This window comes from Stenotrophomonas maltophilia (genome assembly GCF_047497515.2).
Classification (GTDB): domain Bacteria; phylum Pseudomonadota; class Gammaproteobacteria; order Xanthomonadales; family Xanthomonadaceae; genus Stenotrophomonas.
The window spans coordinates 264,645-288,211 of record NZ_JAXAXL020000003.1; the positions used below are offsets into that span (position 1 = coordinate 264,645).

A 23,567-nucleotide genomic window follows, 5' to 3' on the forward strand; every position below is an offset into this window, starting at 1 on the left:
CTGCAGCGCCGATACAGCAGCCATGTCCCATGACCTGCTCAACCGGATCGACCAGCGGACCCGCCTGGCCGGCCACAACCGCCTGGCGCTGCTGCTGTTCCGTCTCGGCGGACGTCAGCTTTTTGGCGTCAATGTCTTCAAGGTGCAGGAAGTCCTGCGGCGCCCGGAACTGTTCCAGGTGCCCGGGCTGCCCGGCCAGTTCGCCGGCGTGGCCGACGTGCGCGGCCGCTCGGTACCGGTGCTCGACCTGGGACTGGCCATCGGCCACCCAGAGCGTGAGCCGGAGGCGGACACTGCGCCCGGCTACTTGGTCGTCACCGAATTCAACCGATCGATCCAGGGCTTCCTGGTCAGCGGTGTGGAACGCATCGTCAACATCGCGGTGGAAGACATCCATCCGCCGCCGGAACTGGGCGCCGAATCCAGCTACCTGACCGCGGTGACCCGCTTCCAGGGCGAGCTGATCCAGGTGATCGACGTCGAAAGCGTGCTGGCCGACATCGCCCAGATCCGCGGCGAAGCGGTGCTCGACCCGGCGATGGCGATGCCCTCCGATGGCCCGCAGCTGCAGGTGCTGGTGGTGGACGACTCGCGCGTGGCCCGCCAGCAGATCCGCAGCGTGCTGGACCAGCTGGGGGTGGGCGCCACCCTGCTCTCCGACGGCAAGCAGGCGCTGGACCACCTGCTGCAGATCCACGCCTCGGGCGAGAACCCGGCCGAGCGCTATGCCATGGTCATCTCGGACATCGAAATGCCGGCCATGGATGGCTACACGCTGACGACGGAAATCCGGCGGCACCCGGGCCTGGCCGGCTTGTACGTGCTGCTGCACACCTCGCTGTCCGGCGTATTCAACAATGCGATGGTCGAGCGCGTCGGCGCCAACGCCTTTGTCGCCAAGTACTCGCCGCACGAACTGGCCGACTTCGTGCTGGACCGCCTGCGCAAGGTCGCGCTGGCGGCCTGACGGTCCGCTGACCCGGTAGTGCCGGCCGCTGGCCGGCAACCAGAGCCGGCCAGCGGCCGGCACTACCCTCTCGAATTTGGCACACGCCTTGCAGCTTCCCGGGCAACGTTCCCGTGGGAGTGCACCGTGCGCAACCTGATTACCGACTACCTGGGCGTCCATGCCCAGGCCATGCCGTTGCGCGAACAGCGGATGAAGCTGATCGCCAGCAACCTCGGCAATGCCGACACGCCCGGCTACAAGGCCCAGGACCTGGACTTCGACGCCGCCCTGCGCCATGCCCAGGGGCAGGATGCCAATGGCCTGATGGCCACCACCCACGAGCAGCACTACGAAATCAGTAGTGGCCTGAATCCGTTCCAGATCGCGCGCGAAGGCGTGCAGCCCAGCCTGGACGGCAACACCGTCGACCCCGATGCCGAGCGCGCTGCCTATGGCCGCGCTGCGCTGGAGTACCGCGCCTCGCTCAGCTTCGTCGAGAGCAAGGTGCGTTCCATGCTGACCGCGATCACGGGGCAATAAGCCATGAGCAATCTGCCGATCTTCGATATCGCCGGCTCCGCGCTGCAGGCGCAGTCGGTGCGCATGAGCACCATCGCCTCCAACCTCTCCAACGCCGACACCGTCGCCGGCTCCGCCGACGCGGTGTACAAGCCGCTGGAACCGATCTTCCAGGCCGTCACCAGCAAGAACGATCCGAACATCACCTCGGTGAAGGTGAAGGAGATCACCCAGAGCGATGCGGCGCCGATCAAGCGCTACGAGCCGGGCCACCCGCTGGCCGACGCCGACGGCTACATCTACCAGCCCGACGTCGATCCGGTGGCGCAGATGGTCAACCTGATCTCGACCTCGCGCAATTACCAGGCCGGCGTGGAGATGTTGACCACCGCCAAGGAACTGGCCCTGGCCACCCTGACCATGGGCCGCTGAGGCCCGCAGTACCGGATACCGCCATGAGCACCTCCGTCAACACCCAGACCAACCAGGACGTCTACGCCGCACTCGGCCTGAACGCTCCCAACAGCAACGCCACCAAGAAGAAGAACACGCTGGACCAGGCCGATTTCCTGCGCCTGATGACCGAACAGCTGCAGCACCAGGACCCGCTGAAGCCGATGGACAACACGCAGATGGTCGCGCAGATGGCGCAGATGTCCACCGTGCAGGGCATCACCGATCTGAACAAGACGGTGAAGGGCTTCCAGGAATCGATGGCCAGCGACCAGGTGCTGCGCGGCGCGGCGCTGGTCGGCCACCAGGTGCTGGTGCCGTCGGAAAAGCTGGTGCTGGAAAAGGAAGGCAGCGTCGAAGGCACGGTCGCCGCGCCCTCGGCCGGCATCGTCACCGTGGACATCACCGACGCCACCGGCGCCAAGGTCACCTCGCTGAGCGTTGAGGCCAAGGCCGCCGGCGAAACCGCGTTCCAGTGGGACGGCAAGGATGCCAACGGCAAGCGCATGGAGCCGGGCAAGTACTCCATCGTCGCCAACCACGTCGACACCGCCGGCAAGAGCACCAAGCTGTCCACCTACGTGCAGGCACCGGTGGAAAGCGTGACCGTCGGTTCCGACGGCCTGTACCTGAACCTCAAGGGCCTGGGCACGGCCCCGATCGACTACGTGCTCCGCGTCAGCTGAGCCGCACTTTCCGCATCAACCAGGAGCATCCCATGGGCTTCAATGTCTCGCTGTCCGGCATCAATGCCGCCAACACCGACCTGAGCGTCACCGCCAACAACGTCGCCAACGTCAACACCACCGGCTTCAAGCAGTCGCGCGCCGAGTTCGCCGACCTGTTCGCCTCGACCAGCTACGGCCTGTCGAAGAACCAGACCGGTTCGGGCGTGCGCGTTTCAAATGTCGCCCAGCAGTTCATCCAGGGCCACAACGAGCAGACCGGGCGCAGCCTGGACATGGCCATTTCCGGTGAAGGCTTCTTCACCATGAACATGAATGGCTCGCGCGTGTACTCGCGCGCCGGCAACTTCCAGACCGATGCCGCCGGCTACGTGGTGAACCCGCAGGGTGCACGCCTGCAGGTGTTCGCACCGAACGCCGACGGCACCAACTTCGACGCCGGCCGCCTGGTCGACCTGCAGCTGCTGACCACCGACAGCCCGCCGAAGCAGACCAGCGAAGTGAAGGTCGGCTTCACCCTGCCGGCCAACGCCAAGCAGCCGACGGTGGCCACGTTCGACCCGGCCGATTCCAACAGCTACAACCACTCCAGCGGCGGCATCACCGTCTACGACTCGCTGGGTGTGAGCCACATCCAGGTCTCGTACTTCGTGAAGGGCGCCAACCCGAACGAGTGGACCGTGCGCAACTACGTCGACGGCCAGCCGGCCGGTGCACCGACCCCGGTCACCTTCGACAACAGCGGCAAGCTGACCGCACCGGCCAACGGCAAGGTCAGCCTCGGCACCTTCACCCCGACCACCGGCGCCGGCCAGCTGAACATGACGCTGGATATCAGCGGCTCGACCCAGTACGGCGAGAAGTTCGCGCTGCGCAACACGCAGCAGGACGGCTACGCGGCCGGCAAGCTCAACGAGATCACCGTGTCCGAGTCGGGCGTGGTCTACGCGCGCTATTCCAACGGTGACGACAAGCCGCTGGGCCAGGTCGCGCTGACCACCTTCAACAACACCCAGGGCCTGGAATCGAAGGGCAACAACCTGTGGGTGGAGACCTTCGAATCGGGCACGCCGCGCACCGCGATGCCGGACACCTCCAACCTCGGCAAGATCCAGGCCGGCTCGCTGGAAGCGTCCACCGTCGACCTCACCGAGCAGCTGGTCAACATGATTACCGCGCAGCGCAACTTCCAGGCCAACGCGCAGATGATCACCACCCAGGACCAGATCACCCAGACCGTCATCAACATCCGTTGATGAGCTGCTGACCCTGTCACGGAACTCCCCGCATGGATAAAGCCCTTTACGTGGCGATGACCGGTGCCCGCGCCTCCCTGCAGGCGCAGGGAACGCTCAGCCACAACCTCGCCAACTCGGACACCCCCGGCTTCAAGGAAGCGCTGGCCAACACCGAAGCCTTCCCGATCCGCGGCCCGGGCTTTGCCTCGCGGGTGGATGCGCTGCACGTCGACGCCGGCTTCAACCGCCGGCCCGGCGCGCAGCACATCACCGGCAAGCCGCTGGACCTGGCGCTGCAGACCGGCACCTGGCTGGCCGTGCAGTCCACCGATGGCAGCGAGGCGTACACACGCGGCGCTGCACTGTCGGTGACGCCGAACGGCCAGCTGGTGACCTCCAGCGGCCGCCCGGTGCTGGATGACAACAACAACCCGATCGCCATTCCGCCCTACCAGGCGATGGAGATCGGCGCTGACGGCACGATCTCGATCATCCCGCAGGGCGAAGGCCCGCAGACCATGGCCCAGGTCGGCCGGATCAAGGTCGTGCAGGCGCCGGATGAACGCCTCGAACGCGGCCTCGATGGCCTGTTCCGCAACACCGACCCGCGCCAGCCGTTCGCGCCGGCACAGGGCACCGCGGTACACAGCGGCCAGCTGGAAGGCAGCAACGTCGATGCCGCCGGCGCACTGGTGCAGATGATCCAGCTGCAGCGCCAGTACGAAATGCAGGTGCAGGTGATCAAGCATGGCGACGACAACGCGCGCAGCGCCAACAGCCTGCTGCGCCTCGGCAGTTGACGGTATTCCGGCGCCGGCCTGACGGCGGCGCTGGCACACCGCTTGCACACCCGATACCAAGGGCCGCATCGCGCGGCCAGTTCCACCAGACAGGACACCGAAGATGAACCAGGCATTGTGGATCGCAAAAACCGGACTGGATGCGCAGCAGATGCGCATGTCGGTGGTTTCCAACAACCTCGCCAACACCAACACCACCGGCTTCAAGCAGGACCGTGCCAGCTTCGAGGACCTGCTGTACCAGCAGGTGCGCCAGCCCGGCGGCTCTTCCTCGGCGCAGACCCAGCTGCCGACCGGCCTGCAGCTGGGCACCGGCGTGCGCGTGGTCGCCACCGCGAAGAACTTCGAGCAGGGTGGCCAGCAACAGACCGGCCGCGCACTGGACGTGATGGTCAACGGCCGCGGCTTCTTCGAAGTGCAGATGCCCGACGGCAGCTCGGCCTACACCCGTGACGGCTCGTTCAAGATCAACCAGGACAGCGAGCTGGTCACCAACAGCGGCTATCCGGTGCAGCCGGGCATCCAGATTCCCGAAGGCGCGCAGTCGGTGACCATCGGTACCGACGGCACCATCAGCGTGAAGATGGCCGACGGCGCCGCCTCGGTGGAAGTGGGCGCGCTGACCCTGACCGATTTCGTCAATCCGGCCGGCCTGCAGGCACGCGGTGAAAACCTGTTCCTGGAAACCACCGCATCGGGCCCGGCGCAGAACGGCAACCCCGGCCTCAACGGCCTTGGCACGGTGGTACAGGGCGCACTGGAAGGCAGCAACGTCAACGTGGTGGAAGAGCTGGTGTCGATGATCGAAACCCAGCGCGCCTACGAAATGAACGCCAAGGCGATCTCCACCACCGATTCGATGCTCGGCTACCTCAACAACAAGCTCTGACCGGCCCAACCGGGAAACCGCCATGTCGCCCACTTTCAAACTTGCCCGCACTGCCCTCGCCTGCACCGTGGTCGCCCTGCTCGGTGGCTGCGTGATTGCGGGCGACGTGCGCCCCTACCCGGCGATGGCGCCGATCCAGCCGATCGTGCCGCCGCAGGCCGCGCCGACCGCGGGCGCGATCTACGCTGCCGGCCCGACCCTGCAGCTGTATTCGGACCGTCGCGCACGCGATGTCGGCGACCTGCTGACCATCACCCTGCTGGAAAACACCACCGCGCAGACCAGTGCCAACACCGCCACCAACAAGGAGTCGAACCTCAACCTGGGGACGCCCTCGATCCTCGGTGCGCCGGTCACCCTCGGCGGCAAGGACATCCTCAGCGCGTCGGCCACCGGCAAGCGTGATTTCACCGGCAAGGGCAACAGCGCGCAGAGCAACCGGCTGCAGGGCAGCGTGACCGTCACCGTGGTCCAGCGCCTGCCCAACGGCAACCTGGTCGTGCAGGGGCAGAAGAACCTGCGCCTGAACCAAGGCGATGAACTGGTGCAGGTGCAGGGCGTCGTCCGCCCCGGCGACATCAGCCAGGACAACACCATTCCTTCCAGCCGCGTGGCCGAAGCCCGCATCGTCTATGGCGGTCGCGGCCCGGTCGCGCAGTCCAACGCGATGGGCTGGCTGAGCCGCTTCTTCAACTCCGGCCTGACGCCGTTCTGAGTATGGCCATGAAACTCTTCTCCTCTTCTTCGTGGCAGCGACGCATGGCGTCGCTCTACTGTGGCGTGTTCATGGTCTTCGCGGTGGTGGCCCCGGCCAGCGCCGAGCGCATCAAGGACCTGGCCCAGGTCGGTGGCGTGCGCGGCAATGCGCTGGTGGGCTATGGCCTGGTGGTCGGCCTGGATGGCAGCGGTGACCGCACCAGCCAGGCACCGTTCACCGTGCAGAGCCTGAAGAACCTGCTCGGCGAGCTGGGCGTCAATGTGCCGCCCAACGTCAACCCGCAGCTGAAGAACGTGGCCGCCGTGGCGATCCACGCCGAGCTGCCGCCGTTTGCCAAGCCCGGCCAGCCGATCGACATCACCGTATCCTCGATCGGCAATGCGGTGTCGCTGCGTGGCGGCTCGCTGCTGATGGCCCCGCTGCGTGGTGCCGATGGCCAGATCTACGCGATCGCCCAGGGCAACCTGATCGTCGGCGGCTTCGGTGCGCAGGGCAAGGACGGTTCCCGCGTCTCGGTGAACGTGCCCAGTGTCGGCCGTATCCCCAACGGCGCCACCGTGGAACGTGCCCTGCCCGATCCGCTCGCCAATGGCGGCGACATCACCCTGAACCTGCACAACAACGATTTCACCACCGTCTCGCGGATGGTCGCTGCGCTCAACAACGCGTTCGGCGAAGGCGCCGCGCGTGCCGTCGATGGCGTGACCGTGGCGGTGACCGCGCCGACCGATCCGGGCGCGCGCATCGGCTTGCTGGCACGTATCGAGAACCTGGAACTGACCCCGGGCAGCGCGCCGGCCAAGGTGGTGGTCAATTCGCGTACCGGCACCGTGGTCATCGGCCAGCAGGTGCGGGTCGGCCCGGCCGCGATCTCGCATGGTTCGCTGACGGTGACGATCCAGGAAAACACCAACGTCAGCCAGCCCAACGCCCTGTCCGGCGGCCGCACCGTGGCCAGCCCGCAGTCGACCATCACCGCCACCAACGACGGCAGCCGCATGTTCAAGTTCAGCGGCGGCACCACCCTGGACGAAATCGTGCACGCGGTGAACGCAGTGGGCGCGGCGCCGGGCGATCTCATCGCGATCCTGGAAGCCCTGAAGCAGGCCGGCGCACTGAGTGCCGAGCTCGAGGTGATCTGATATGCGCATCACTCCCGCATTCGATCTGCACCCGGCGCAACAGAACGATCCGGCCAAGATCGACAAGGTCGCGCGCCAGCTGGAAGGCCAGTTCGCGCAGATGCTGGTCAAGAGCATGCGTGACGCCAGCTTCGGCGATTCGCTGTTCCCTGGCGAGAACAAGATGTTCCGCGACATGTACGACCAGAAGATTGCCGAGGCGATGACGCGCGGCAAGGGCCTGGGCCTGTCGGGCATGATCAGCCGCCAGCTGTCCGGCCAGGCCGCCGATGGCCCGGCGCTGGATACCCGCGTGGACCCGGCCAAGGCCAGCCGCGCCTACCAGTTGAACGCGCCGGCCAAACCGGCCCCCTCGTTGCCGCTGGAAGACGGCAGCCAGGCCGTGCGCCTGCTGCAGCAGATGGCGGCCGGCGCCCAGTCGGGTGCACAGGCCGCAGTGGCACCGATGGCGCAGGCGCTGGACCTGATCGCCGGCCGCGAGAGCAGCAGCATGCATCGCTCGCTGGGCACCGAGGACCCGTACATCGGCGGCCTGCAGGACCAGGACTGGGCCGCCAGCAGCGACCAGTGGTCCGCAACTGCCAGCAACCGCGGCACCGCCATCAGCCCGGCCGATGCCATGGCCACGCGCAGCGCCGTCGCCCAGCTGGGCGAACACACGCCGGAAGGTTTCGTTGCCAGCATCTGGCAGCACGCGCAGAGCGCGGCCAAGGAGCTGGGCGTTGATGCCCGCGCGCTGGTGGCCCAGGCCGCGCTGGAGACCGGCTGGGGCAAGCGCCATATCAAGCATGCCGACGGCAGCACCTCTCACAACCTGTTCGGCATCAAGGCCAATGGCTGGAACGGCCAGCGCGCCGTGGCAGGCACCCACGAATACGTCGACGGCGTGCGCCGCAACGAGACCGCCAGCTTCCGCGCCTACAGCTCCCCGGCCGAAAGCTTCGCCGACTACGTGCGCCTGCTGAAGACCAGCCCGCGCTACCAGCAGGCGTTGCAGGCCGGCACCGACGTGCAGGGCTTCGCGCGCGGCCTGCAGCGTGCCGGCTATGCCACCGACCCGCGCTACGCCGCCAAGATCGCCGCGATCGCCGGCGGCCCGACCATCGAGCGCGCCGTCAGCGCCGTGGCCGACGCCGGCACGCGCCTTGGCCAGACCTTCGCCAGCACCGCAACCGCGGCGCTGGGTATCACTCGTCGTTGAGGAACCCCATGTCCAGCGTACTTTCCACCGGTACCGGTGCCCTGCTCGCCTTCCAGCGTGCGTTGGCGACCACCAGCCACAACGTGGCCAACCTCAATACCCCGGGTTACAGCCGGCAGAAGGTCAACTTCGCCACCGCCGATCCGCAGAACTATGGCTACGGCACGGTCGGCAACGGCACCCGCATCACCGACATCCGCCGCACCGCCGACCAGCTGGCAATCTCGCGCCTGCTCGACAGCAGCGGTGAACTGGCGCGCCTGAAGCAGCTTTCGGGCATGGCCGACCGGGTCAATTCGCTGTTCTCCGATGCAGCCACCAACGTCTCCGGCGTCTGGTCGAAGTTCTTCGACTCGGTCAGCGGCCTGTCCTCCAATGCTGCCGGCACCGCCGACCGCCAGAACATGCTGGACGGCGGCAAGGCGCTGGCCAACCGTTTCGTGCAGCTCAACACGCACCTGAACAACCTCAACAGCGAGGTCAACAACGGCCTGCTGGCAGGTGCCACCGAGGTCAACCGCCTGGCGCAGGAGATCGCGCAGATCAACGGTGCGATCGGCACCAACGTCGCCAGCGCGGCGCCTGACCTGCTTGACCGCCGCGACCAGTTGATCAGCCAGCTGATCGGCTACACCGGCGGTACGGCGGTGATCCAGGACGGCGGCATCATGAATGTCTACACCGCCGGCGGCAACGCACTGGTAGTGGGCACCACGGCGACCAAGGTCAGCACCGTGGCCGACCCGTACCAGCCCGAGCGCCTGCAACTGGCACTGGAAACCCAGGGCAACACGATCCGGCTCGACCCAAAGGCGGTCGGCGGACAGATCGGCGGCCTGCTGGAGTTCCGCGACACCGTGCTGACCCCGGCCCAGGCCGAACTGGGCAAGCTGGCCGTGGGCCTGGCCGAGAGCTTCAACCAGGTGCACCACCAGGGCGTTGATCTGTACGGCCAGCTCGGCGGCGACTTCTTCAACATCGGCAATCCGCGCGTCACCGGCAACAGCAGCAACACCGGCAGCGCCAGCCTCAGCGCCACCTATGGCGACCTGGGCAAGCTGGACGCGCAGAACGTGGTGCTGCAGTTCGATGGCACCAACTGGAAGGCCAGCCGCGCCGATACCGGCGCCAGCATTCCGTTGACCGGTACCGGTACCGCCGCCGATCCGCTGGTGATCAACGGCGTCAACCTGGTGGTCGGTGGCACTCCGGCCGCCAATGACCGCTTCCTGCTGCAGCCGACCGCGGGCGTCGCCGGCAGCATGGAAGTGGCGATCACCGATCCGTCGCGCATCGCCGCCGCCGCTGCGGTCAAGGGCGCCGCGGCGACCGCCAACACCGGCACCGGCAAGCTGAGCGGGGTGACCGTCAGCGATTCGACCAACGCGAACCTGCGCAATCCGGCCGCCATCGTGTTCACCTCGGCCACCACCTACACCATCGATGGTGGGCCGCCGCAGACCTACACGCCCGGCCAGACCATCAGCGCCAACGGCTGGAGTTTCGTGCTGGATGGTGCACCCAAGGTCGGCGACACCTTCAACATCACGCCGACCCCGGCCGGTTCGTCGGACAACAGCAATGCGACCCGGCTGTCCAAGGTGGAGAGCGCCAAGGCGTTCAACAGCGGCACGGTCACCCTCAACGGTGCGCTGGGCGGCCTGACCACCCAGGTCGGCGCTGCCGCACGTTCGGCCGAGTATTCGCTGGAAGCGCAGTTGGTGATCAATGACAAGGCGCAGGAGGCCCGCGACGAAGTGTCCGGCGTCAACCTGGATGAGGAAGCGGCCGACATGCTGCGCCTGCAGCAGGCCTACCAGGCCGCGTCGCAGCTGATCTCCACCGCCGACAGCATGTTCCAGACCATCCTGGGAGCCATCCGCCGATGAGCAGCCGCATCTCCACCAGCATGATGTTCAACCAGTCCGTGTCGCTGATGATGTCCAAGCAGGCCAAGCTCAGCCACCTGGAGCAGCAGATCGCCACCGGCAGCAAGATCGTCAGCGCAAAGGACGATCCGGTTGCCGCAGGTGCCGCGGTCGGCCTTGACCGCAGCCTGGCTGCGCTGGACCGCATGAAGCTCAATGCCGGCAACGTGCAGAACAGGCTTGGCGTGCAGGAAAACACCTTGGCCCAGGTCAACGACCTGATGACGCGCGTCAATGATCTGACCATCCAGGCCAGCAATCCGGCGCTGAGCGCGCCCGACAAGAAAACCCTGATCACCGAACTGAACCAGATCCGCGACGGCCTGCTGTCGCTGGCCAACGCCGACGACGGCACCGGCCGCTATGTGTTCGGCGGCACCAACGATGGCGATCCGCCGTTTGCCAAGATCAACGGCAAGGTGGTCTATCGGGGTGACCAGACCCAGCGCCAGATCGAAGTCGGCCCGGATACCTACGTGCGCGACGCGCTGCCGGGCAGCGAGATCTTCATGCGCATCCCCACCGGCGACGGCTTTGTCGATGGCGGTGCGGCGGCCGGCAACACCGGCAACGGCGTGCTGACCAACATCACCCGCGACGGCAGTGACAGCTGGAACGGACAGGCCTTCAGCATCCGCTTCACCGCTGCCGACCAGTACCAGGTGCTGGACGGCGCCGGCAACGTCACCGGTACCGGCACTTTCAAGGCCGGGGACAACGTGGAAGTGAACGGTGTACGCCTGCAGATCACCGGCGCGCCCGCGACCGGCGACAGCTTCAACGTCACGCCTGCCACCAGCCGCGACATCTTCGCCACCATGGACAAGCTGATCGCCGCGCTGGATGCCGACACCGGCACCACCGCCAAGATGTCCGCACAGCAGAACGAGCTGCAGAGCGCGCTGCGCGATGTCGCACGTGCATCGGAACGGATGATCGATTCGCGCGCCGCCGGCGGTGCGCAGCTGAAGGCATTGGACAACGCCGCCGAGATGCGTGAGGCCAACGGCGTGACGTTGAAAGCCACCCTGTCGCAGATGCGCGACCTGGACTACGCCGACGCCCTGAGCCAGTACCAGCTGCAGAGCACGGCGCTGCAGGCGGCACAGACGATCTTCTCGCAGATGCAGTCGATGTCGTTGTTCAACAAGATCCGCTGACGCCTTCACAACATCAGCCCTGAAAGGCCGCGATGCCCTGCATCGCGGCCTTTTTCGTTTCAGCGCCCGGCGCCACGCCCTCCAAGGCGGAATTTCCGTGATTGCCCATCAAGGCCAGCGCCGCCCCGCCGATACCTTCATCAGCGCTGGTTGGGCATGCCCGACCGCCCCCTTTCCGGGGTCGCCTTCACGCCCTCCACGGCTGAAAAACCCCGGGAAAACAGCCATCAGCACCGAATTGCAGCTCAAGCGGAATTCACGGCTAAAGGTTGTTGACAAAGCGCCGTTATTCATTTGGCAACAGCGAAGCACACAGCCACACAAAAAAACAGGCGGCGCTTCGTTTCATTCACCAACGGGTTCCATATAAGAGGAGACGACCCCATGGCACAGGTAATCAACACCAATACGATGTCGCTCAACGCTCAGCGCAACCTGAGCACCAGCGGCAGCTCGCTCGCTACCACCATCCAGCGCCTCTCGTCCGGCCTGCGCATCAACAGCGCGAAGGACGACGCCGCCGGCCTGGCCATCAGCGAGCGCTTCACCACCCAGATCCGTGGTCTGGACGTGGCCATCCGCAACGCCAACGACGGCATCTCGCTGGCCCAGGTCGCCGAAGGTTCGCTGAATGAAGTCGGCAACAACCTGCAGCGCATCCGCGAACTGGGTGTGCAGGCCTCCAACGCCACCAACTCGGCCAGCGACCGCAAGGCCCTGCAGGCCGAAGTGACCCAGCTGGTCAGCGAAATCGACCGCGTCGCCAAGCAGGCCGACTTCAACGGCACCAAGCTGCTCGATGGCAGCTTCACCAGCCAGCTGTTCCAGGTCGGCGCCAACGCCGGCCAGGCCATCGCCATCAACAGCGTGGTCAATGCCAAGGCCGATTCGCTGGGCGCGGCCACCTTCGCCAACGGCTACACCGGCACCAGCCTGGCAGCCGCCGACAAGGCCACCGCCGACACCACCTACTCCGGCCTGCAGGTCTCGGTGACCCCGCCGGGCGGCACCGCCACCACGGTCACCATCAGCGACTTCACCGTGAAGGCTGGCGAATCGATCACCTCGGCCACCGCCGCAGCGATCAACAACAAGCTGGGCGAAACCGGTGTGGTTGCCTCGGTCAATGCCGGTGTCGTCAGCCTGGCCTCGGTCAAGGATGGCCAGACCTTCGCCCTGGGTGTCAGCGCAGCAACCCCGCCGACCGGCGTCACCGCCGCCACCCTCGCCGGACTGGGCCTGACCGAGACCAGCACCAACGGCGGCACCCTGACCGGTGCAGCGGCCAGCTTCGTCAAGGACCTGAACGTCACCACCGCCGAGGGCGCGCAGAAGGCGATGTCCATCGTCGACAAGGCCCTGGAGTCGGTCAACAGCGTCCGCGCCGACCTCGGCGCGATCCAGAACCGCTTCACCTCGGTGGTGGCCAACCTGCAGACCTCCTCGGAGAACCTGTCGGCTTCGCGCAGCCGCATCCGCGATACCGATTTCGCCAAGGAAACCGCCGAACTGACCCGCACCCAGATCCTGCAGCAGGCCGGCACGGCCATGCTGGCCCAGGCCAACCAGGTACCGCAGAACGTGCTCAGCCTGTTGCAGCGCTGACATGAGTCGTCCCCGAAGCACGTCGGGGGCGTCTAACCCAACTCACGTGCAACCGCTCAAGGACCTCTCCTCATGGCACAAGTCATCAACACCAATACGATGTCGTTGAATGCTCAGCGTAACCTGAGCACCAGCGGCAGCTCGCTGGCCACCACCATCCAGCGCCTGTCCTCCGGTTCGCGCATCAACAGCGCCAAGGACGACGCCGCCGGCCTGGCGATCTCCGAGCGCTTCGGCACGCAGATCCGCGGCACCGACGTTGCCATCCGCAACGCCAACGACGGCATCTCGCTGGCCCAGGTCGCCGAAGGCTCGCTGACCGAAATCGGCAACAACCTGCAGCGCGTCCGCGAGCTGTCGGTGCAGGCCTCCAACGCCACCAACTCGGCCAGCGACCGCAAGGCGCTGCAGGCCGAAGTGACCCAGCTGGTCTCGGAAATCGACCGCGTCGCCAAGCAGTCGGACTTCAACGGCACCAAGCTGCTGGACGGTTCGTTCTCCAGCCAGCTGTTCCAGGTCGGTGCCAACGCCGGCCAGGCCATTGCCATCGACAAGACCATCGACGCCAAGGCCAACGCCCTGGGCGGTGCCAAGTTCGACACCAACTCGCTCGCTCTGGCCGATCCGGGCACCAACGCTGACTTCAGCACCTCCGGCCTGTCCATCAACGGTGTGGCCATCGCCGACGTCTCGGTCAAGCAGGGCGCCGACGCCGCTGCCACCGGCAAGGCCTCGCGTGAAGCGCTGGTGACCGCGATCAACGCCAAGATCGGCGAAACCGGCGTCTATGCCGAAGTGAACGGCACTGCCGGCGTCACCCTGACTTCGGTCAAGGACAGCGTCAATGCCGATGGTTCGTTCAAGGCCATCACCGCCACCCCGGGCACCTGGACCGGCGCCACCGCGCCGACCTTCACCGCCACCACCGCTGCTGCGGCACCGGCTGCCAAGTACGCCGGCGACCTGGACGTCAGCACCGTGAAGGGCGCCCAGCAGGCGATGGAAATCGTCGACAAGGCCCTGGGTGCGATCAACAGCACCCGCGCCGACCTCGGTGCGATCCAGAACCGCTTCACCTCGGTCGTGGCCAACCTGCAGACCTCGTCGGAAAACCTGTCGGCATCGCGCAGCCGCATCAAGGACACCGACTTCGCCAAGGAAACCGCCGAGCTGACCCGCACCCAGATCCTGCAGCAGGCCGGTACGGCCATGCTGGCCCAGGCCAACCAGGTGCCGCAGGGCGTGCTCAGCCTGCTGCGCTGATCCGCTCTCTGATCGACCTCCGGGCGCCGCATGAGGCGGCGCCCGGATCCTGAAACACGTTTCACCTTCGCCAAAGGAAAAGCACCATGGCACAAGTCATCAACACCAACACCATGTCCCTGAATGCTCAGCGCAACCTGAGCACCAGCGGCAGCTCGCTGGCCACCACCATCCAGCGCCTGTCCTCCGGTTCGCGCATCAACAGCGCCAAGGACGACGCCGCCGGCCTGGCGATCTCCGAGCGCTTCGGCACGCAGATCCGCGGCACCGACGTTGCCATCCGCAACGCCAACGACGGCATCTCGCTGGCCCAGGTCGCCGAAGGCTCGCTGACCGAAATCGGCAACAACCTGCAGCGCGTCCGCGAGCTGTCGGTGCAGGCCTCCAACGCCACCAACTCGGCCAGCGACCGCAAGGCGCTGCAGGCCGAAGTGACCCAGCTGGTCTCGGAAATCGACCGCGTCGCCAAGCAGTCGGACTTCAACGGCACCAAGCTGCTGGACGGTTCGTTCTCCAGCCAGCTGTTCCAGGTCGGCGCCAACGCCGGCCAGTCGATCGCCATCGACAAGACCATCGACGCCAAGGCGGGCTCGCTGGGCACCGCGACCTTCGCAACCGGTGGCACTGACGCACTGGTCGCCAGCACCGACGGTGCACGCATCACCGGCAAGGTGATGGGCGTGGACATCGGCACCGTCGAACTGAAGGCCGGTGCAACCACGGCCGATGCTTCGAAGGCCGTCGCCACCGCGATCAACGCCAAGATCGGTGAGGCCGGCATCTACGCCGAAGCCAATGCCGACGGCACGATGAAGCTGAGCTCGGTGAAGGAAGGCAAGGCTGTCGTCGCCGCCGACATCGCGCTTGAGCGCAGCGATCTGACCGCCGCGACCGGCGTGTGGAGCGCCAAGGCTGCCGCCGGTGCGTACACCGCCGGCACCGACACCGCCGCCAACGTGCAGAAGCTGGACGTGAGCACCGTGCTCGGCGCCCAGCAGGCGCTGGAAGTGGTCGACAAGGCCCTGGGTGCGATCAACAGCACCCGCGCCGACCTCGGTGCGATCCAGAACCGCTTCACCTCGGTCGTGGCCAATCTGCAGACCTCGTCGGAAAACCTGTCGGCGTCGCGTAGCCGCATCAAGGACACCGACTTCGCCAAGGAAACCGCCGAACTGACCCGCACCCAGATCCTGCAGCAGGCCGGTACGGCCATGCTGGCCCAGGCCAACCAGGTGCCGCAGGGCGTGCTCAGCCTGCTGCGCTGATCCACGGCAAGAAGGCGCCGCTGCCGTCGGGTTGAACCGACGGCGGCGGCAACCCGGAAGCCACGATGCACGAAGGCGCGGGCCATGCCCGGCCCGGGAACCCTCCCGAACCGGCTTGGCATCGCCCGCTCCTGCGGACCTCTCTTTCAGCGCTGTACTTTTGACTGTACGTACCGGGCGGCTTCGTCTCCCCCCGATTGTCAGTAGCCTGATCCCTCCCCTGCATTGGGGGAGGGTTTTTTGCAGACCCCCGGCAGCCCGCGGTGAACCCACCCGCACCCTGCCCCAACCCTCCTGCAACCTGCGTGCCAGAACCCGCGCCAGACCATTGGCACGGCGCATGCATCAACGAAGTCCTCAAGACCCAGCGGCGCAGGCCGCTATTTTCGTTGACGACGGGCCACCGCACGGCGGGCCGGCCCGTATACCAGGAGAAACGACGTGGCAGACTTTGGATACGGTGGCATCGGCTCGGGACTGGATATCTCCAGCATCGTCAACCAGCTGGTCGCAGCAGACCGCAAGCCGGCCGACAATGCGCTGAACCTGCAGCAGTCCAAAGCCAAGATGCAGCTGTCGTCGATCGGCACCGTCACTGCGGCCTTCGACAAGCTGAAAACCGCACTGACCGCGTTGAAGGCCACCACCGCCTTCGATACCCGTACCGTGACCGCCAGCGGCAAGGCACAGCCCGCCAACACCGAGGATGTGCTGACCGCGTCGGTGGCGCTGTACGATCTGGGCACGACCAAGGCGGCCGCCTCCAACGGCACGCACCAGGTGGAGGTGACATCCCTCGCCACGGCGCACAAGCTGATTGCCGACACCTCGTTCCCGAAGACCGACACCTTCGGCGCCGGAACCTTGACGCTGACCGTCGGCGTGGGCGACAAGGCCAAGACCATGAACGTGGCGGTGGAGGACGGCGACACGCTGACCACCATCCGCAACAAGATCGATGCCGCTGGCCGCAAGGAAGGCGTGCAGGCCACATTGATCACCTCCGGCGACAACCAGTACCTGTCGATCGCCCAGGAGAAGACCGGCGCCGCCAATGCGATCAAGCTGGAATACGGCGGCAGTGACCCCAAGCTGGGCGCACTGGTCGGCAGCCTGAAACAGAACACCGCCGCGGCGGACGCCGAACTGACCATCGATGGCGTCAAGGTGGTCAGTGCCAGCAACACCGTGGCAGATGCGGTGCCGGGCCTGACCCTGAACCTGAAGGTGCCCGGCAAGAGCACGGTCGTGATCAGTACCGATACGGGCGCCGCCACCAAGGTGATGCAGGAGTTCGTGACCGCGTACAACGCAGCGATCGCGGCGATCAACACCGAAACCAAGTACGACGCCAAGACCAAGGAAGCTGCCACCCTGACCGGCGACGCGCAGATGCGTGGTGCCTCCAGCCAGCTGCGTTCGATGATGTCGGGCGTGCTGAAGGCGCTTTCCGCCGACGGCCTGGACCCGAAGGTGCTGGGCCTGCAGACGCGCGGTTATCCCAACGCCGACGGCAGCCTGGTGCTCGACACCACCAAGTTTGCCGCTGCACTGGCCAGCCAGCCTGAAAAGATCCGCTCGGCCATCACCGGCGACACCGGCGGCGCAGGCACGCTCTACACGATGGTCGACGGCTATGTCAGCACCACCGTCGGCAAGGAAGGCGCGTTCGTGGCCCGCACCAAGGGCCTGAACACTACGCTGGACAACATCGACAAGCGCCGCAAGGACCTGGACACGCGCATGAAGAGCGTGGAAGAGCGCTACAAGAAGCAGTTCCTGGCGCTGGACAGCCTGATGGGCAAGCTGCAGCAGAGCAACACCGCACTGCAGCAGCAGCTGGCACAGCTGAACCGCTGAAGGTCTACGCGCAACGCTCAAGTTTGGCGTGCAACGCACCGATAACGGACGCAACAGCAATCATCGCCGCGCCGTCGGCACCGGTCACCTCGATCGCCCGGCGGCACCCAGCGCAAGGAGAATCACGAATGTACGGTCCCAGCCGTCAATATGCCGAGCAGTACCGCCAGGTGGGGGTGACCAGTGCGGTCGCCGATGCCGATCCGCACAAGCTGGTGGCGATGCTGCTGGCCGGCGCGCTGGAGCGCGTGCGGCGGGCCCAGGCCAGCCTCGAGCGTGGCGACCAGGCCGGCAAGGGCAAGGCGATCGGCGAGGTCTGTGCGATCGTCGGCCACCTCAACGGCTCGCTGGACCATGAGGCCGGTGGCGAGATCGCCGGCAACCTGTCGGCACTGTACGACTACGTGCTGCAGCGCTTGACCGAAGCGAACCTGCACAACGACCGCGCCGCCCTCGACGAATCGCTGCAGCTGCTGGGCGAGATCGACAGCGCCTGGAACGCGATCCCGCACGAACAGCGCCGTCCGGCCGCGGTGGCACGATGAGCCTGCACGAACTGCACGCACAGCTGGACGCATTCGAGAAGGCACTGGGTGAGGACACGCTCGATCAGGCCGACAGCCTGCTCGACGGCCACGACAGCGCCCTGCACGCCCTGCTCAGCCAGCCGCTGACCTCAGCCGACCACGCCCCGCTGACGGCGCTGTTCGAACGCCAGCAGAACCTGCTGGGGCTGCTGCGCCAGCGCCGCGATGCGGTGGCCGCACTGATCAATGATGGGCAGCGCTCCCTTCGCGCGGCGCATGCTTACCTGCAGGCAGAATCGCTGGCATGACCTCACTGCCGACCACGTCGCTGCACCATCCCGCTGAAAGCGAGTTGTTCGACGAGACGCTCAGCTGCGAGCTGGCGTTGCCGGCCGAGTTCCAGGCAGGCAACGGCGCCGGTCGCACCAGCAGCGCCGAAGGCCTGCTGCGCAGCCTGGCGCTGGTCGAAGACAGCCGCGTTGACGAACACGATGAACGCAACGAAGCAAGCCTGCAGTTGCAGCGGCTGGAAGCGAAGCTGGATCTGGCGATGGTGCTGCTCGGCCGGCTGGTTCGCCAGCAGGGCCAGGAGCTGACCCTGCGCCCGGTGCGCTGGTCGCGCCGCGGCATCCGCCTGCAGCTTGGCCCGCGCAGCGGCGCCAGCGCCGGCCAGGCGGGCGTGGTCAGGCTGCAGCCCAGCGACTGGTTGCCCGACCATATCGATCTGCCGGTGGAAGTCATCGCCGAAGCGGCGGACGGCGGTGGCGGCCACTACCTCTGGCTGCGCTTCCAGCGCCTCGGCGACGGCCTGGAAATGGCCATGGAGCGCCATCTTTTCCGCCTGCATCGCCGCCAGGTGGCCGAGGCCCGCCGGGCGCGCTGAAACCGGTCACGCCTGCGCAGGACGGACGACGCTTGGCGCGCCCGTTCAGCTAAGTTAAGGTGGACTCCCCTACACGGACCAGTTGCGTGCCTGTGCGAGTTCTCATCGTCGACGATCACACCCTGGTCCGCGCCGGCCTGGCGCGGCTGCTGCAGGGGTTTGCCGACGTGCAGCTGGTTGCCGAGGCCAGCAATGCCGAACAGGCGCTGCAGCTGGCCCTGCAGCACGCGCCGGATGTGGTCCTGATGGATCTGTCGTTGCCCGGACGCACCGGCCTGGAAGCGCTCAGTGACATCCGCCTGCGCGCCCCTGGTACCCGGGTGGTGATGATGACCATGCACGACGACGCAGCACATGTGCGCGATGCACTCGATCGCGGCGCAGTGGGCTTCGTGGTCAAAGACGCGGCGCCGCAGGAGCTTGAGCTGGCATTGCGCGCCGCGCACGCCGGCCAGGTGTTCCTCAGCCCGCAGATCTCGGCCAAGATGCTGGCGCCCATGCTGGGCCGCGAGAAGCCCACCGGTATCGCCGCGCTGTCACCGCGCCAACGCGAGATCCTGCGGCGTATCGGCAAGGGCGAAAGCAACAAGGAAATCGCCGCCGACCTCGGCATCAGCGTCAAGACAGTAGAGACCCATCGCGCACGCATGATGGAGTCGCTGGGCTGCCGCCGCGCCAACGATCTGTTGCTGCTGGCCGCCCGCCACCAGCACGAGCTGGAATGATCTGCGCCCGCGGTGGTCGGCGGAAAAATGTCCGGTAGAGTCGACTGTCAGTCGACTTGCGCGCGGAGCGCGGGATTTTTCATTGGCCTGATCGGAGAGCAGTCGACTGACAGTCGACGCTACCAAAGCTCGACACCCTGCATCGGCGACGAATTCCCGTCACCCTGACAGGCCCTGACAGGAATCCGTACACGCCGCGTGGCGAGCACGGCAGGATCGCCACCACGAATCAATGACTTGGCGGCGGCCATCGTCAACATCCCGCGCTTATGTAGGGGAAATCCTTACATCCTGTCGGGACTTCCATGAAGGCCCTCAGGAACCCCCTGATTCCGCCCCCGCCGGATGAAAAGCAAGATGCGTTCCACAAGGCGCCGGGGAGCGGTGCCGGGGAACCACGATGAAGGCTGCACTCTCGACCCAGCTGGGCCAACAACTTCACCTCACCCCGCAGCTGCTGCAGTCGATCCGGCTGCTGCAGCTCGACGGCCTGCACCTGGAACAGGAAATCCAGCGCCTGCTGGACTCCAACCCGCTGCTGGAGATCGAAGAGGCCGAAGCCCCCGCCACCGAGGCCACCGAGGCCAGCACCACCACACTGGAAACCGCGGCGTTCGACGAGCTGCCCGAGGCCTCCATGTGGGAGGTGGCCGGCGCCAGCTGGCAGGACGGCGACGACGACCGCATGGCGCGCATCGCCGCCGGCGAATCCACCGACCCGCAGCTGCGCGTGCTGCAGCGCCTGTCGCTGGACATGGACGACCGTCAGCTGGCGGTCGCCGCCTTCTGGCTGGACCACTGCGACGAAGCCGGCTACCTGCAGGCGCCGCTGGCGCAGCTGCAGCTGCTGGCCAGCGCCCAGTTCGACATTGCCGCCGACGGCGTGGAGGCCATCCGCCAGCAGTTGCTGCACGGCGAACCGGCCGGCATGGCCGCGCAGGATCTGCGCGAGGGCCTGCAGGCGCAGCTGCGCAGCCTGCACGGCGTGGTGCCGGCCCGTCACCTGGCCGCCCGCATCCTGGACGGCGCGCTCGACGCGCTGGCTGCGCACGACTACCCCGCCCTCGCCCGACAGCACGACGCCGAGATCGACGACGTGCGCGAAGCCGTCCGCCTGATCCTCTCGCTGCAGCCGCGCCCGGGCGACAGCCTGTTGCCCGAGCGCAACGCTGTGGTCGTGCCGGACGTGGTCGCCTGGCACGCCGACGAGCAGTGGAAGGTGGCACTGAACCCGGCCACCAGCCGCCGCGTGTCGATCAACAGCCAGTACGAACAGGCGCTGGCCGACAGCAGCGACGCCGCACCGGCCCTGCGCGAAATGCTGCAGGAAGCGCGCTGGTTCAGCCGCGGCCTGTCGATGCGCTACGACACCCTGCTGCGGACCGCGCGGGTGATCGTCGAGCGCCAGGCCGCTTTCCTGGTGCGCGGCGAGGAGGCCATGGCGCCGCTGACCCTGAAGGAAGTGGCCGAGGAAATCGGCATGCACGAGTCCACCGTCTCGCGCATCACCACCGGCAAGTTCCTGCAGACCCCGCGTGGCACGTTCGAACTGAAGCACTTCTTCGCCGTGCGCCTGGAAGGCGCCAGCGTCTCCGGCCAGGCGGTCAAGGCCATGGTTCGGCGCCTGATCGATGCCGAACCGGCCGGCCGGCCGCTGGCCGATGAAGCGATCGCCGGGCTGTTGTCGCGCCAGGGGGTGAACATTGCCCGCCGAACCGTCGCAAAATACCGGGAACAACTGGACATCGCCCCGGCCCGTGAACGGCGCCGGCTCGGGGCCAGGCAACCGCAGCTGGCCCGGGTGGGCTGAAAAGGATGTTGGACATGAACAAGCTTACGGTCCTGCTGGTCGATGACCACGAGGGCTTCATCAACGCGGCGATGCGCCATTTCCGCAAGATCGACTGGCTGCAGATCGTCGGCAGTGCCGGCAACGGCCTGGAAGCGATCGAGCGCTCGGAAACGCTGCGCCCGCAGGTGGTACTGATGGACCTGGCCATGCCGGAAATGGGCGGCCTGCAGGCCACCCGCCTGATCAAGTCGCAGGACGACGCACCGTACATCGTGATCGCCAGCCACTTCGACGACGCCGAGCACCGCGAACACGCGCTGCGCGCCGGCGCCGACAATTTCGTCAGCAAGCTGTCCTACATCCAGGAAGTCATGCCGATCCTGGAAGGCCTCAGGGAGGATCGATCGTGAGCGAATCGCGCATCCTTGTACTGGACAACGACGCCGTGCGTGCCGAGCGCACCGTTGCCCTGCTGGAATTCATGGACTTCAACCCGCGCTGGGTCTCCGACGCGGCCGATTTCGACCTGGGCCGCCAGCGCCAGAACGACTGGATGGCGGTGATCGTCGGCAGCCTGGATGACAGCGCCGCCAGCACTGCGCTGTACCACTGGCTCGGCGGCAGCAGCCTGCCGCCGCCGGTACTGCTGGCCGACGGCGATGCCTCTGCCTTTGCGCAGCAGCACGGCCTGCACGAGGCCAACATCTGGCCGCTGGAGACCCCACTGCGCCACGCCCAGATGGAAGCCCTGCTGCGTCGCGCCAGCCTCAAGCGCCTGGATGCCGAGCACCAGGCCGGTGCCGTGCAGGAGCAGGGTCCGACCGGCAACGGCCCGGCCGTCACCGAACTGCGCACCATGATCGAGCAGGTCGCCGCGTTCGATACCACCGTGCTGGTGCTGGGCGAATCGGGTACCGGCAAGGAAGTGGTGTCGCGCGCCATCCACCAGCGCTCGCCGCGCCGTGACGGCCCGTTCGTGGCGATCAACTGCGGCGCCATTCCGGCCGACCTGCTGGAAAGCGAACTGTTCGGCCACGAAAAAGGCGCGTTCACCGGCGCGCTCACCGCACGCAAGGGCCGTTTCGAAATGGCCGAGGGCGGCACCCTGCTGCTCGACGAAATCGGCGACATGAGCCTGCCGATGCAGGTCAAGCTGCTGCGCGTGCTGCAGGAGCGCAGCTTCGAGCGCGTGGGTGGCAACCAGACCATCCGCTGCAATGTGCGGGTCGTCGCCGCAACCCACCGCGACCTGGAAACCCGCATCGCCGAAGGCAAGTTCCGCGAGGATCTGTTCTACCGCCTCAATGTGTTCCCGATCGACGTGCCGGCCCTGCGCGAGCGCCGCGAGGACCTGCCGGCCCTGGTGGAAACCATCGCCGCGCAGCTGGCGCGTACCGGCCGTGGCGAAGTGCGCTTCACCGCCGAGGCCCTGCAGGCCCTGGCCGGTTACGAATGGCCGGGCAACGTGCGCGAGCTGACCAACCTGGTCGAGCGCCTGGCGGTGCTGCACCCGGGTGGCTCGGTGCGCGTGCAGGACCTGCCGGCGCGCTACCGTGGCGACGCCGCACTGGCGCCAGTGGCCGCACCGGCTCCGGTGCAGCCCGTCCCCAGCGAAGAACGCCTGGACCTGCGCAGCTTCTCGTTCCATACCCCGGGCAGCGGCGGCCAGCCGGCGCTGGAGCATGGCATCGCGGTCAATCGCGCTGCCGCCCCGGCGGCACTGCCCGACGAAGGCATGGACCTGCGCAACCACATGGCCAACATCGAACTGGGCCTGATCAACGAAGCCCTGGAACGCACCCAGGGCGTAGTCGCCCACGCCGCCCAGCTGCTTGGCCTGCGCCGCACCACCCTGGTGGAAAAGCTTCGCAAGTACGGCATCGAACGCGAGCAGGCCGAACTGGCCGGCTGAACCGCGTCACCAGCATGAAGGGGGCACCAACGCCTGGGCTTGCCCGGGCGTT

General features: G+C 66.9%; 23 protein-coding genes. All 23 read left to right on the forward strand.

The window, feature by feature from the left end; all coding sequences use genetic code 11:
* The first annotated feature begins 22 nt into the window (after window positions 1-22).
* The 23 genes from ACMZPQ_RS08130 (at window position 23) to ACMZPQ_RS08240 (ending at window position 23,515) form a co-directional block, all read left to right on the forward strand.
* A complete protein-coding gene (locus tag ACMZPQ_RS08130) occupies window positions 23-967 on the forward strand; it encodes a chemotaxis protein (protein ID WP_197584367.1) in 945 nt (314 codons plus the stop codon).
* A 126-nt stretch (window positions 968-1,093) separates the two neighbouring features.
* Window positions 1,094-1,489 (forward strand): flagellar basal body rod protein FlgB, encoded by a 396-nt coding sequence (flgB, locus tag ACMZPQ_RS08135; protein WP_005409576.1) that lies wholly within the window; start codon window positions 1,094-1,096, stop codon window positions 1,487-1,489.
* 3 nt (window positions 1,490-1,492) lie between these two features.
* Window positions 1,493-1,900 (forward strand): flagellar basal body rod protein FlgC, encoded by a 408-nt coding sequence (gene flgC, locus ACMZPQ_RS08140; RefSeq protein ID WP_033835497.1) that lies wholly within the window; start codon window positions 1,493-1,495, stop codon window positions 1,898-1,900.
* A 23-nt stretch (window positions 1,901-1,923) separates the two neighbouring features.
* Window positions 1,924-2,607 (forward strand): flagellar hook assembly protein FlgD, encoded by a 684-nt coding sequence (locus ACMZPQ_RS08145; protein ID WP_197582840.1) that lies wholly within the window; start codon window positions 1,924-1,926, stop codon window positions 2,605-2,607.
* A 32-nt stretch (window positions 2,608-2,639) separates the two neighbouring features.
* Window positions 2,640-3,863 carry a flagellar hook protein FlgE gene (gene flgE / locus ACMZPQ_RS08150; RefSeq protein WP_197582842.1) on the forward strand — a complete coding sequence of 408 codons (1,224 nt, stop codon included), beginning with the start codon at window positions 2,640-2,642 and terminating at the stop codon, window positions 3,861-3,863.
* Window positions 3,864-3,895: 32 nt separating this feature from the next.
* Window positions 3,896-4,645 carry a flagellar basal body rod protein FlgF gene (locus tag ACMZPQ_RS08155; RefSeq protein ID WP_197582843.1) on the forward strand — a complete coding sequence of 250 codons (750 nt, stop codon included), beginning with the start codon at window positions 3,896-3,898 and terminating at the stop codon, window positions 4,643-4,645.
* A gap of 103 nt (window positions 4,646-4,748) precedes the next feature.
* Window positions 4,749-5,534 carry a flagellar basal-body rod protein FlgG gene (gene flgG / locus ACMZPQ_RS08160; protein WP_005409571.1) on the forward strand — a complete coding sequence of 262 codons (786 nt, stop codon included), beginning with the start codon at window positions 4,749-4,751 and terminating at the stop codon, window positions 5,532-5,534.
* 22 nt (window positions 5,535-5,556) lie between these two features.
* Window positions 5,557-6,249, forward strand: coding sequence for a flagellar basal body L-ring protein FlgH (flgH, locus tag ACMZPQ_RS08165; protein WP_197582844.1), 693 nt, complete (start codon window positions 5,557-5,559; stop codon window positions 6,247-6,249).
* Between the two features lie 2 nt (window positions 6,250-6,251).
* Window positions 6,252-7,394: a flagellar basal body P-ring protein FlgI gene (locus ACMZPQ_RS08170; protein ID WP_312647165.1), complete on the forward strand. Its 1,143-nt coding sequence runs from the start codon at window positions 6,252-6,254 to the stop codon at window positions 7,392-7,394.
* Window position 7,395: 1 nt separating this feature from the next.
* On the forward strand, window positions 7,396-8,595 hold the full coding sequence (gene flgJ / locus ACMZPQ_RS08175; RefSeq protein WP_197582847.1) for a flagellar assembly peptidoglycan hydrolase FlgJ: 1,200 nt from the start codon (window positions 7,396-7,398) through the stop codon (window positions 8,593-8,595).
* 8 nt (window positions 8,596-8,603) lie between these two features.
* Window positions 8,604-10,484, forward strand: a complete 1,881-nt coding sequence (flgK, locus tag ACMZPQ_RS08180) for a flagellar hook-associated protein FlgK (RefSeq protein ID WP_197582848.1) — start codon at window positions 8,604-8,606, stop codon at window positions 10,482-10,484.
* Window positions 10,481-11,683, forward strand: a complete 1,203-nt coding sequence (gene flgL / locus ACMZPQ_RS08185) for a flagellar hook-associated protein FlgL (protein WP_197582849.1) — start codon at window positions 10,481-10,483, stop codon at window positions 11,681-11,683. Before flgK ends, flgL begins: the two co-directional genes overlap by 4 nt.
* A gap of 384 nt (window positions 11,684-12,067) precedes the next feature.
* The gene (locus tag ACMZPQ_RS08190; protein ID WP_197582851.1) at window positions 12,068-13,288 is read left to right on the forward strand and encodes a flagellin; all 1,221 of its coding nucleotides are present in this window, start codon (window positions 12,068-12,070) and stop codon (window positions 13,286-13,288) included.
* Between the two features lie 72 nt (window positions 13,289-13,360).
* Window positions 13,361-14,551: a flagellin gene (locus tag ACMZPQ_RS08195; protein ID WP_312646894.1), complete on the forward strand. Its 1,191-nt coding sequence runs from the start codon at window positions 13,361-13,363 to the stop codon at window positions 14,549-14,551.
* Window positions 14,552-14,637: 86 nt separating this feature from the next.
* Entirely contained in the window at window positions 14,638-15,816 is a 1,179-nt protein-coding gene (locus ACMZPQ_RS08200; protein ID WP_197582852.1) for a flagellin, read from the forward strand.
* A gap of 441 nt (window positions 15,817-16,257) precedes the next feature.
* Window positions 16,258-17,676, forward strand: a complete 1,419-nt coding sequence (gene fliD, locus ACMZPQ_RS08205) for a flagellar filament capping protein FliD (RefSeq protein ID WP_197582853.1) — start codon at window positions 16,258-16,260, stop codon at window positions 17,674-17,676.
* Between the two features lie 128 nt (window positions 17,677-17,804).
* The gene (fliS, locus tag ACMZPQ_RS08210) at window positions 17,805-18,221 is read left to right on the forward strand and encodes a flagellar export chaperone FliS (RefSeq protein WP_197582854.1); all 417 of its coding nucleotides are present in this window, start codon (window positions 17,805-17,807) and stop codon (window positions 18,219-18,221) included.
* Window positions 18,218-18,511, forward strand: a complete 294-nt coding sequence (locus tag ACMZPQ_RS08215; RefSeq protein ID WP_197582855.1) for a hypothetical protein — start codon at window positions 18,218-18,220, stop codon at window positions 18,509-18,511. The genes fliS and ACMZPQ_RS08215 overlap by 4 nt, the downstream gene beginning before the upstream one ends.
* On the forward strand, window positions 18,508-19,086 hold the full coding sequence (locus ACMZPQ_RS08220; RefSeq protein ID WP_197582856.1) for a PilZ domain-containing protein: 579 nt from the start codon (window positions 18,508-18,510) through the stop codon (window positions 19,084-19,086). Before ACMZPQ_RS08215 ends, ACMZPQ_RS08220 begins: the two co-directional genes overlap by 4 nt.
* 92 nt (window positions 19,087-19,178) lie before the next feature.
* A complete protein-coding gene (locus ACMZPQ_RS08225; protein ID WP_005413261.1) occupies window positions 19,179-19,811 on the forward strand; it encodes a response regulator in 633 nt (210 codons plus the stop codon).
* 400 nt (window positions 19,812-20,211) lie between these two features.
* The gene (gene rpoN, locus ACMZPQ_RS08230; RefSeq protein ID WP_197582858.1) at window positions 20,212-21,621 is read left to right on the forward strand and encodes an RNA polymerase factor sigma-54; all 1,410 of its coding nucleotides are present in this window, start codon (window positions 20,212-20,214) and stop codon (window positions 21,619-21,621) included.
* Between the two features lie 14 nt (window positions 21,622-21,635).
* Window positions 21,636-22,013 carry a response regulator gene (locus tag ACMZPQ_RS08235; protein ID WP_010485922.1) on the forward strand — a complete coding sequence of 126 codons (378 nt, stop codon included), beginning with the start codon at window positions 21,636-21,638 and terminating at the stop codon, window positions 22,011-22,013.
* The gene (locus tag ACMZPQ_RS08240; protein ID WP_197582859.1) at window positions 22,010-23,515 is read left to right on the forward strand and encodes a sigma-54 dependent transcriptional regulator; all 1,506 of its coding nucleotides are present in this window, start codon (window positions 22,010-22,012) and stop codon (window positions 23,513-23,515) included. The genes ACMZPQ_RS08235 and ACMZPQ_RS08240 overlap by 4 nt, the downstream gene beginning before the upstream one ends.
* Window positions 23,516-23,567 lie beyond the last annotated feature (52 nt).

Bases quoted from the DNA above. Each gene is read 5' to 3' on its own strand.
- ACMZPQ_RS08195 (WP_312646894.1), top strand. From the start codon at position 13,361: ATGGCACAAGTCATCAACACCAATACGATGTCGTTGAATGCTCAGCGT.
- ACMZPQ_RS08220 (WP_197582856.1), top strand. From the start codon at position 18,508: ATGACCTCACTGCCGACCACGTCGCTGCACCATCCCGCTGAAAGCGAG.
- flgK (WP_197582848.1), top strand. From the start codon at position 8,604: ATGTCCAGCGTACTTTCCACCGGTACCGGTGCCCTGCTCGCCTTCCAG.
- ACMZPQ_RS08200 (WP_197582852.1), top strand. From the start codon at position 14,638: ATGGCACAAGTCATCAACACCAACACCATGTCCCTGAATGCTCAGCGC.
- ACMZPQ_RS08235 (WP_010485922.1), top strand. From the start codon at position 21,636: ATGAACAAGCTTACGGTCCTGCTGGTCGATGACCACGAGGGCTTCATC.
- ACMZPQ_RS08170 (WP_312647165.1), top strand. From the start codon at position 6,252: ATGGCCATGAAACTCTTCTCCTCTTCTTCGTGGCAGCGACGCATGGCG.
- ACMZPQ_RS08190 (WP_197582851.1), top strand. From the start codon at position 12,068: ATGGCACAGGTAATCAACACCAATACGATGTCGCTCAACGCTCAGCGC.
- ACMZPQ_RS08215 (WP_197582855.1), top strand. From the start codon at position 18,218: ATGAGCCTGCACGAACTGCACGCACAGCTGGACGCATTCGAGAAGGCA.
- ACMZPQ_RS08155 (WP_197582843.1), top strand. From the start codon at position 3,896: ATGGATAAAGCCCTTTACGTGGCGATGACCGGTGCCCGCGCCTCCCTG.
- rpoN (WP_197582858.1), top strand. From the start codon at position 20,212: ATGAAGGCTGCACTCTCGACCCAGCTGGGCCAACAACTTCACCTCACC.
- flgH (WP_197582844.1), top strand. From the start codon at position 5,557: ATGTCGCCCACTTTCAAACTTGCCCGCACTGCCCTCGCCTGCACCGTG.
- ACMZPQ_RS08145 (WP_197582840.1), top strand. From the start codon at position 1,924: ATGAGCACCTCCGTCAACACCCAGACCAACCAGGACGTCTACGCCGCA.
- flgJ (WP_197582847.1), top strand. From the start codon at position 7,396: ATGCGCATCACTCCCGCATTCGATCTGCACCCGGCGCAACAGAACGAT.
- flgC (WP_033835497.1), top strand. From the start codon at position 1,493: ATGAGCAATCTGCCGATCTTCGATATCGCCGGCTCCGCGCTGCAGGCG.
- fliS (WP_197582854.1), top strand. From the start codon at position 17,805: ATGTACGGTCCCAGCCGTCAATATGCCGAGCAGTACCGCCAGGTGGGG.
- flgL (WP_197582849.1), top strand. From the start codon at position 10,481: ATGAGCAGCCGCATCTCCACCAGCATGATGTTCAACCAGTCCGTGTCG.
- flgG (WP_005409571.1), top strand. From the start codon at position 4,749: ATGAACCAGGCATTGTGGATCGCAAAAACCGGACTGGATGCGCAGCAG.
- ACMZPQ_RS08130 (WP_197584367.1), top strand. From the start codon at position 23: ATGTCCCATGACCTGCTCAACCGGATCGACCAGCGGACCCGCCTGGCC.
- flgE (WP_197582842.1), top strand. From the start codon at position 2,640: ATGGGCTTCAATGTCTCGCTGTCCGGCATCAATGCCGCCAACACCGAC.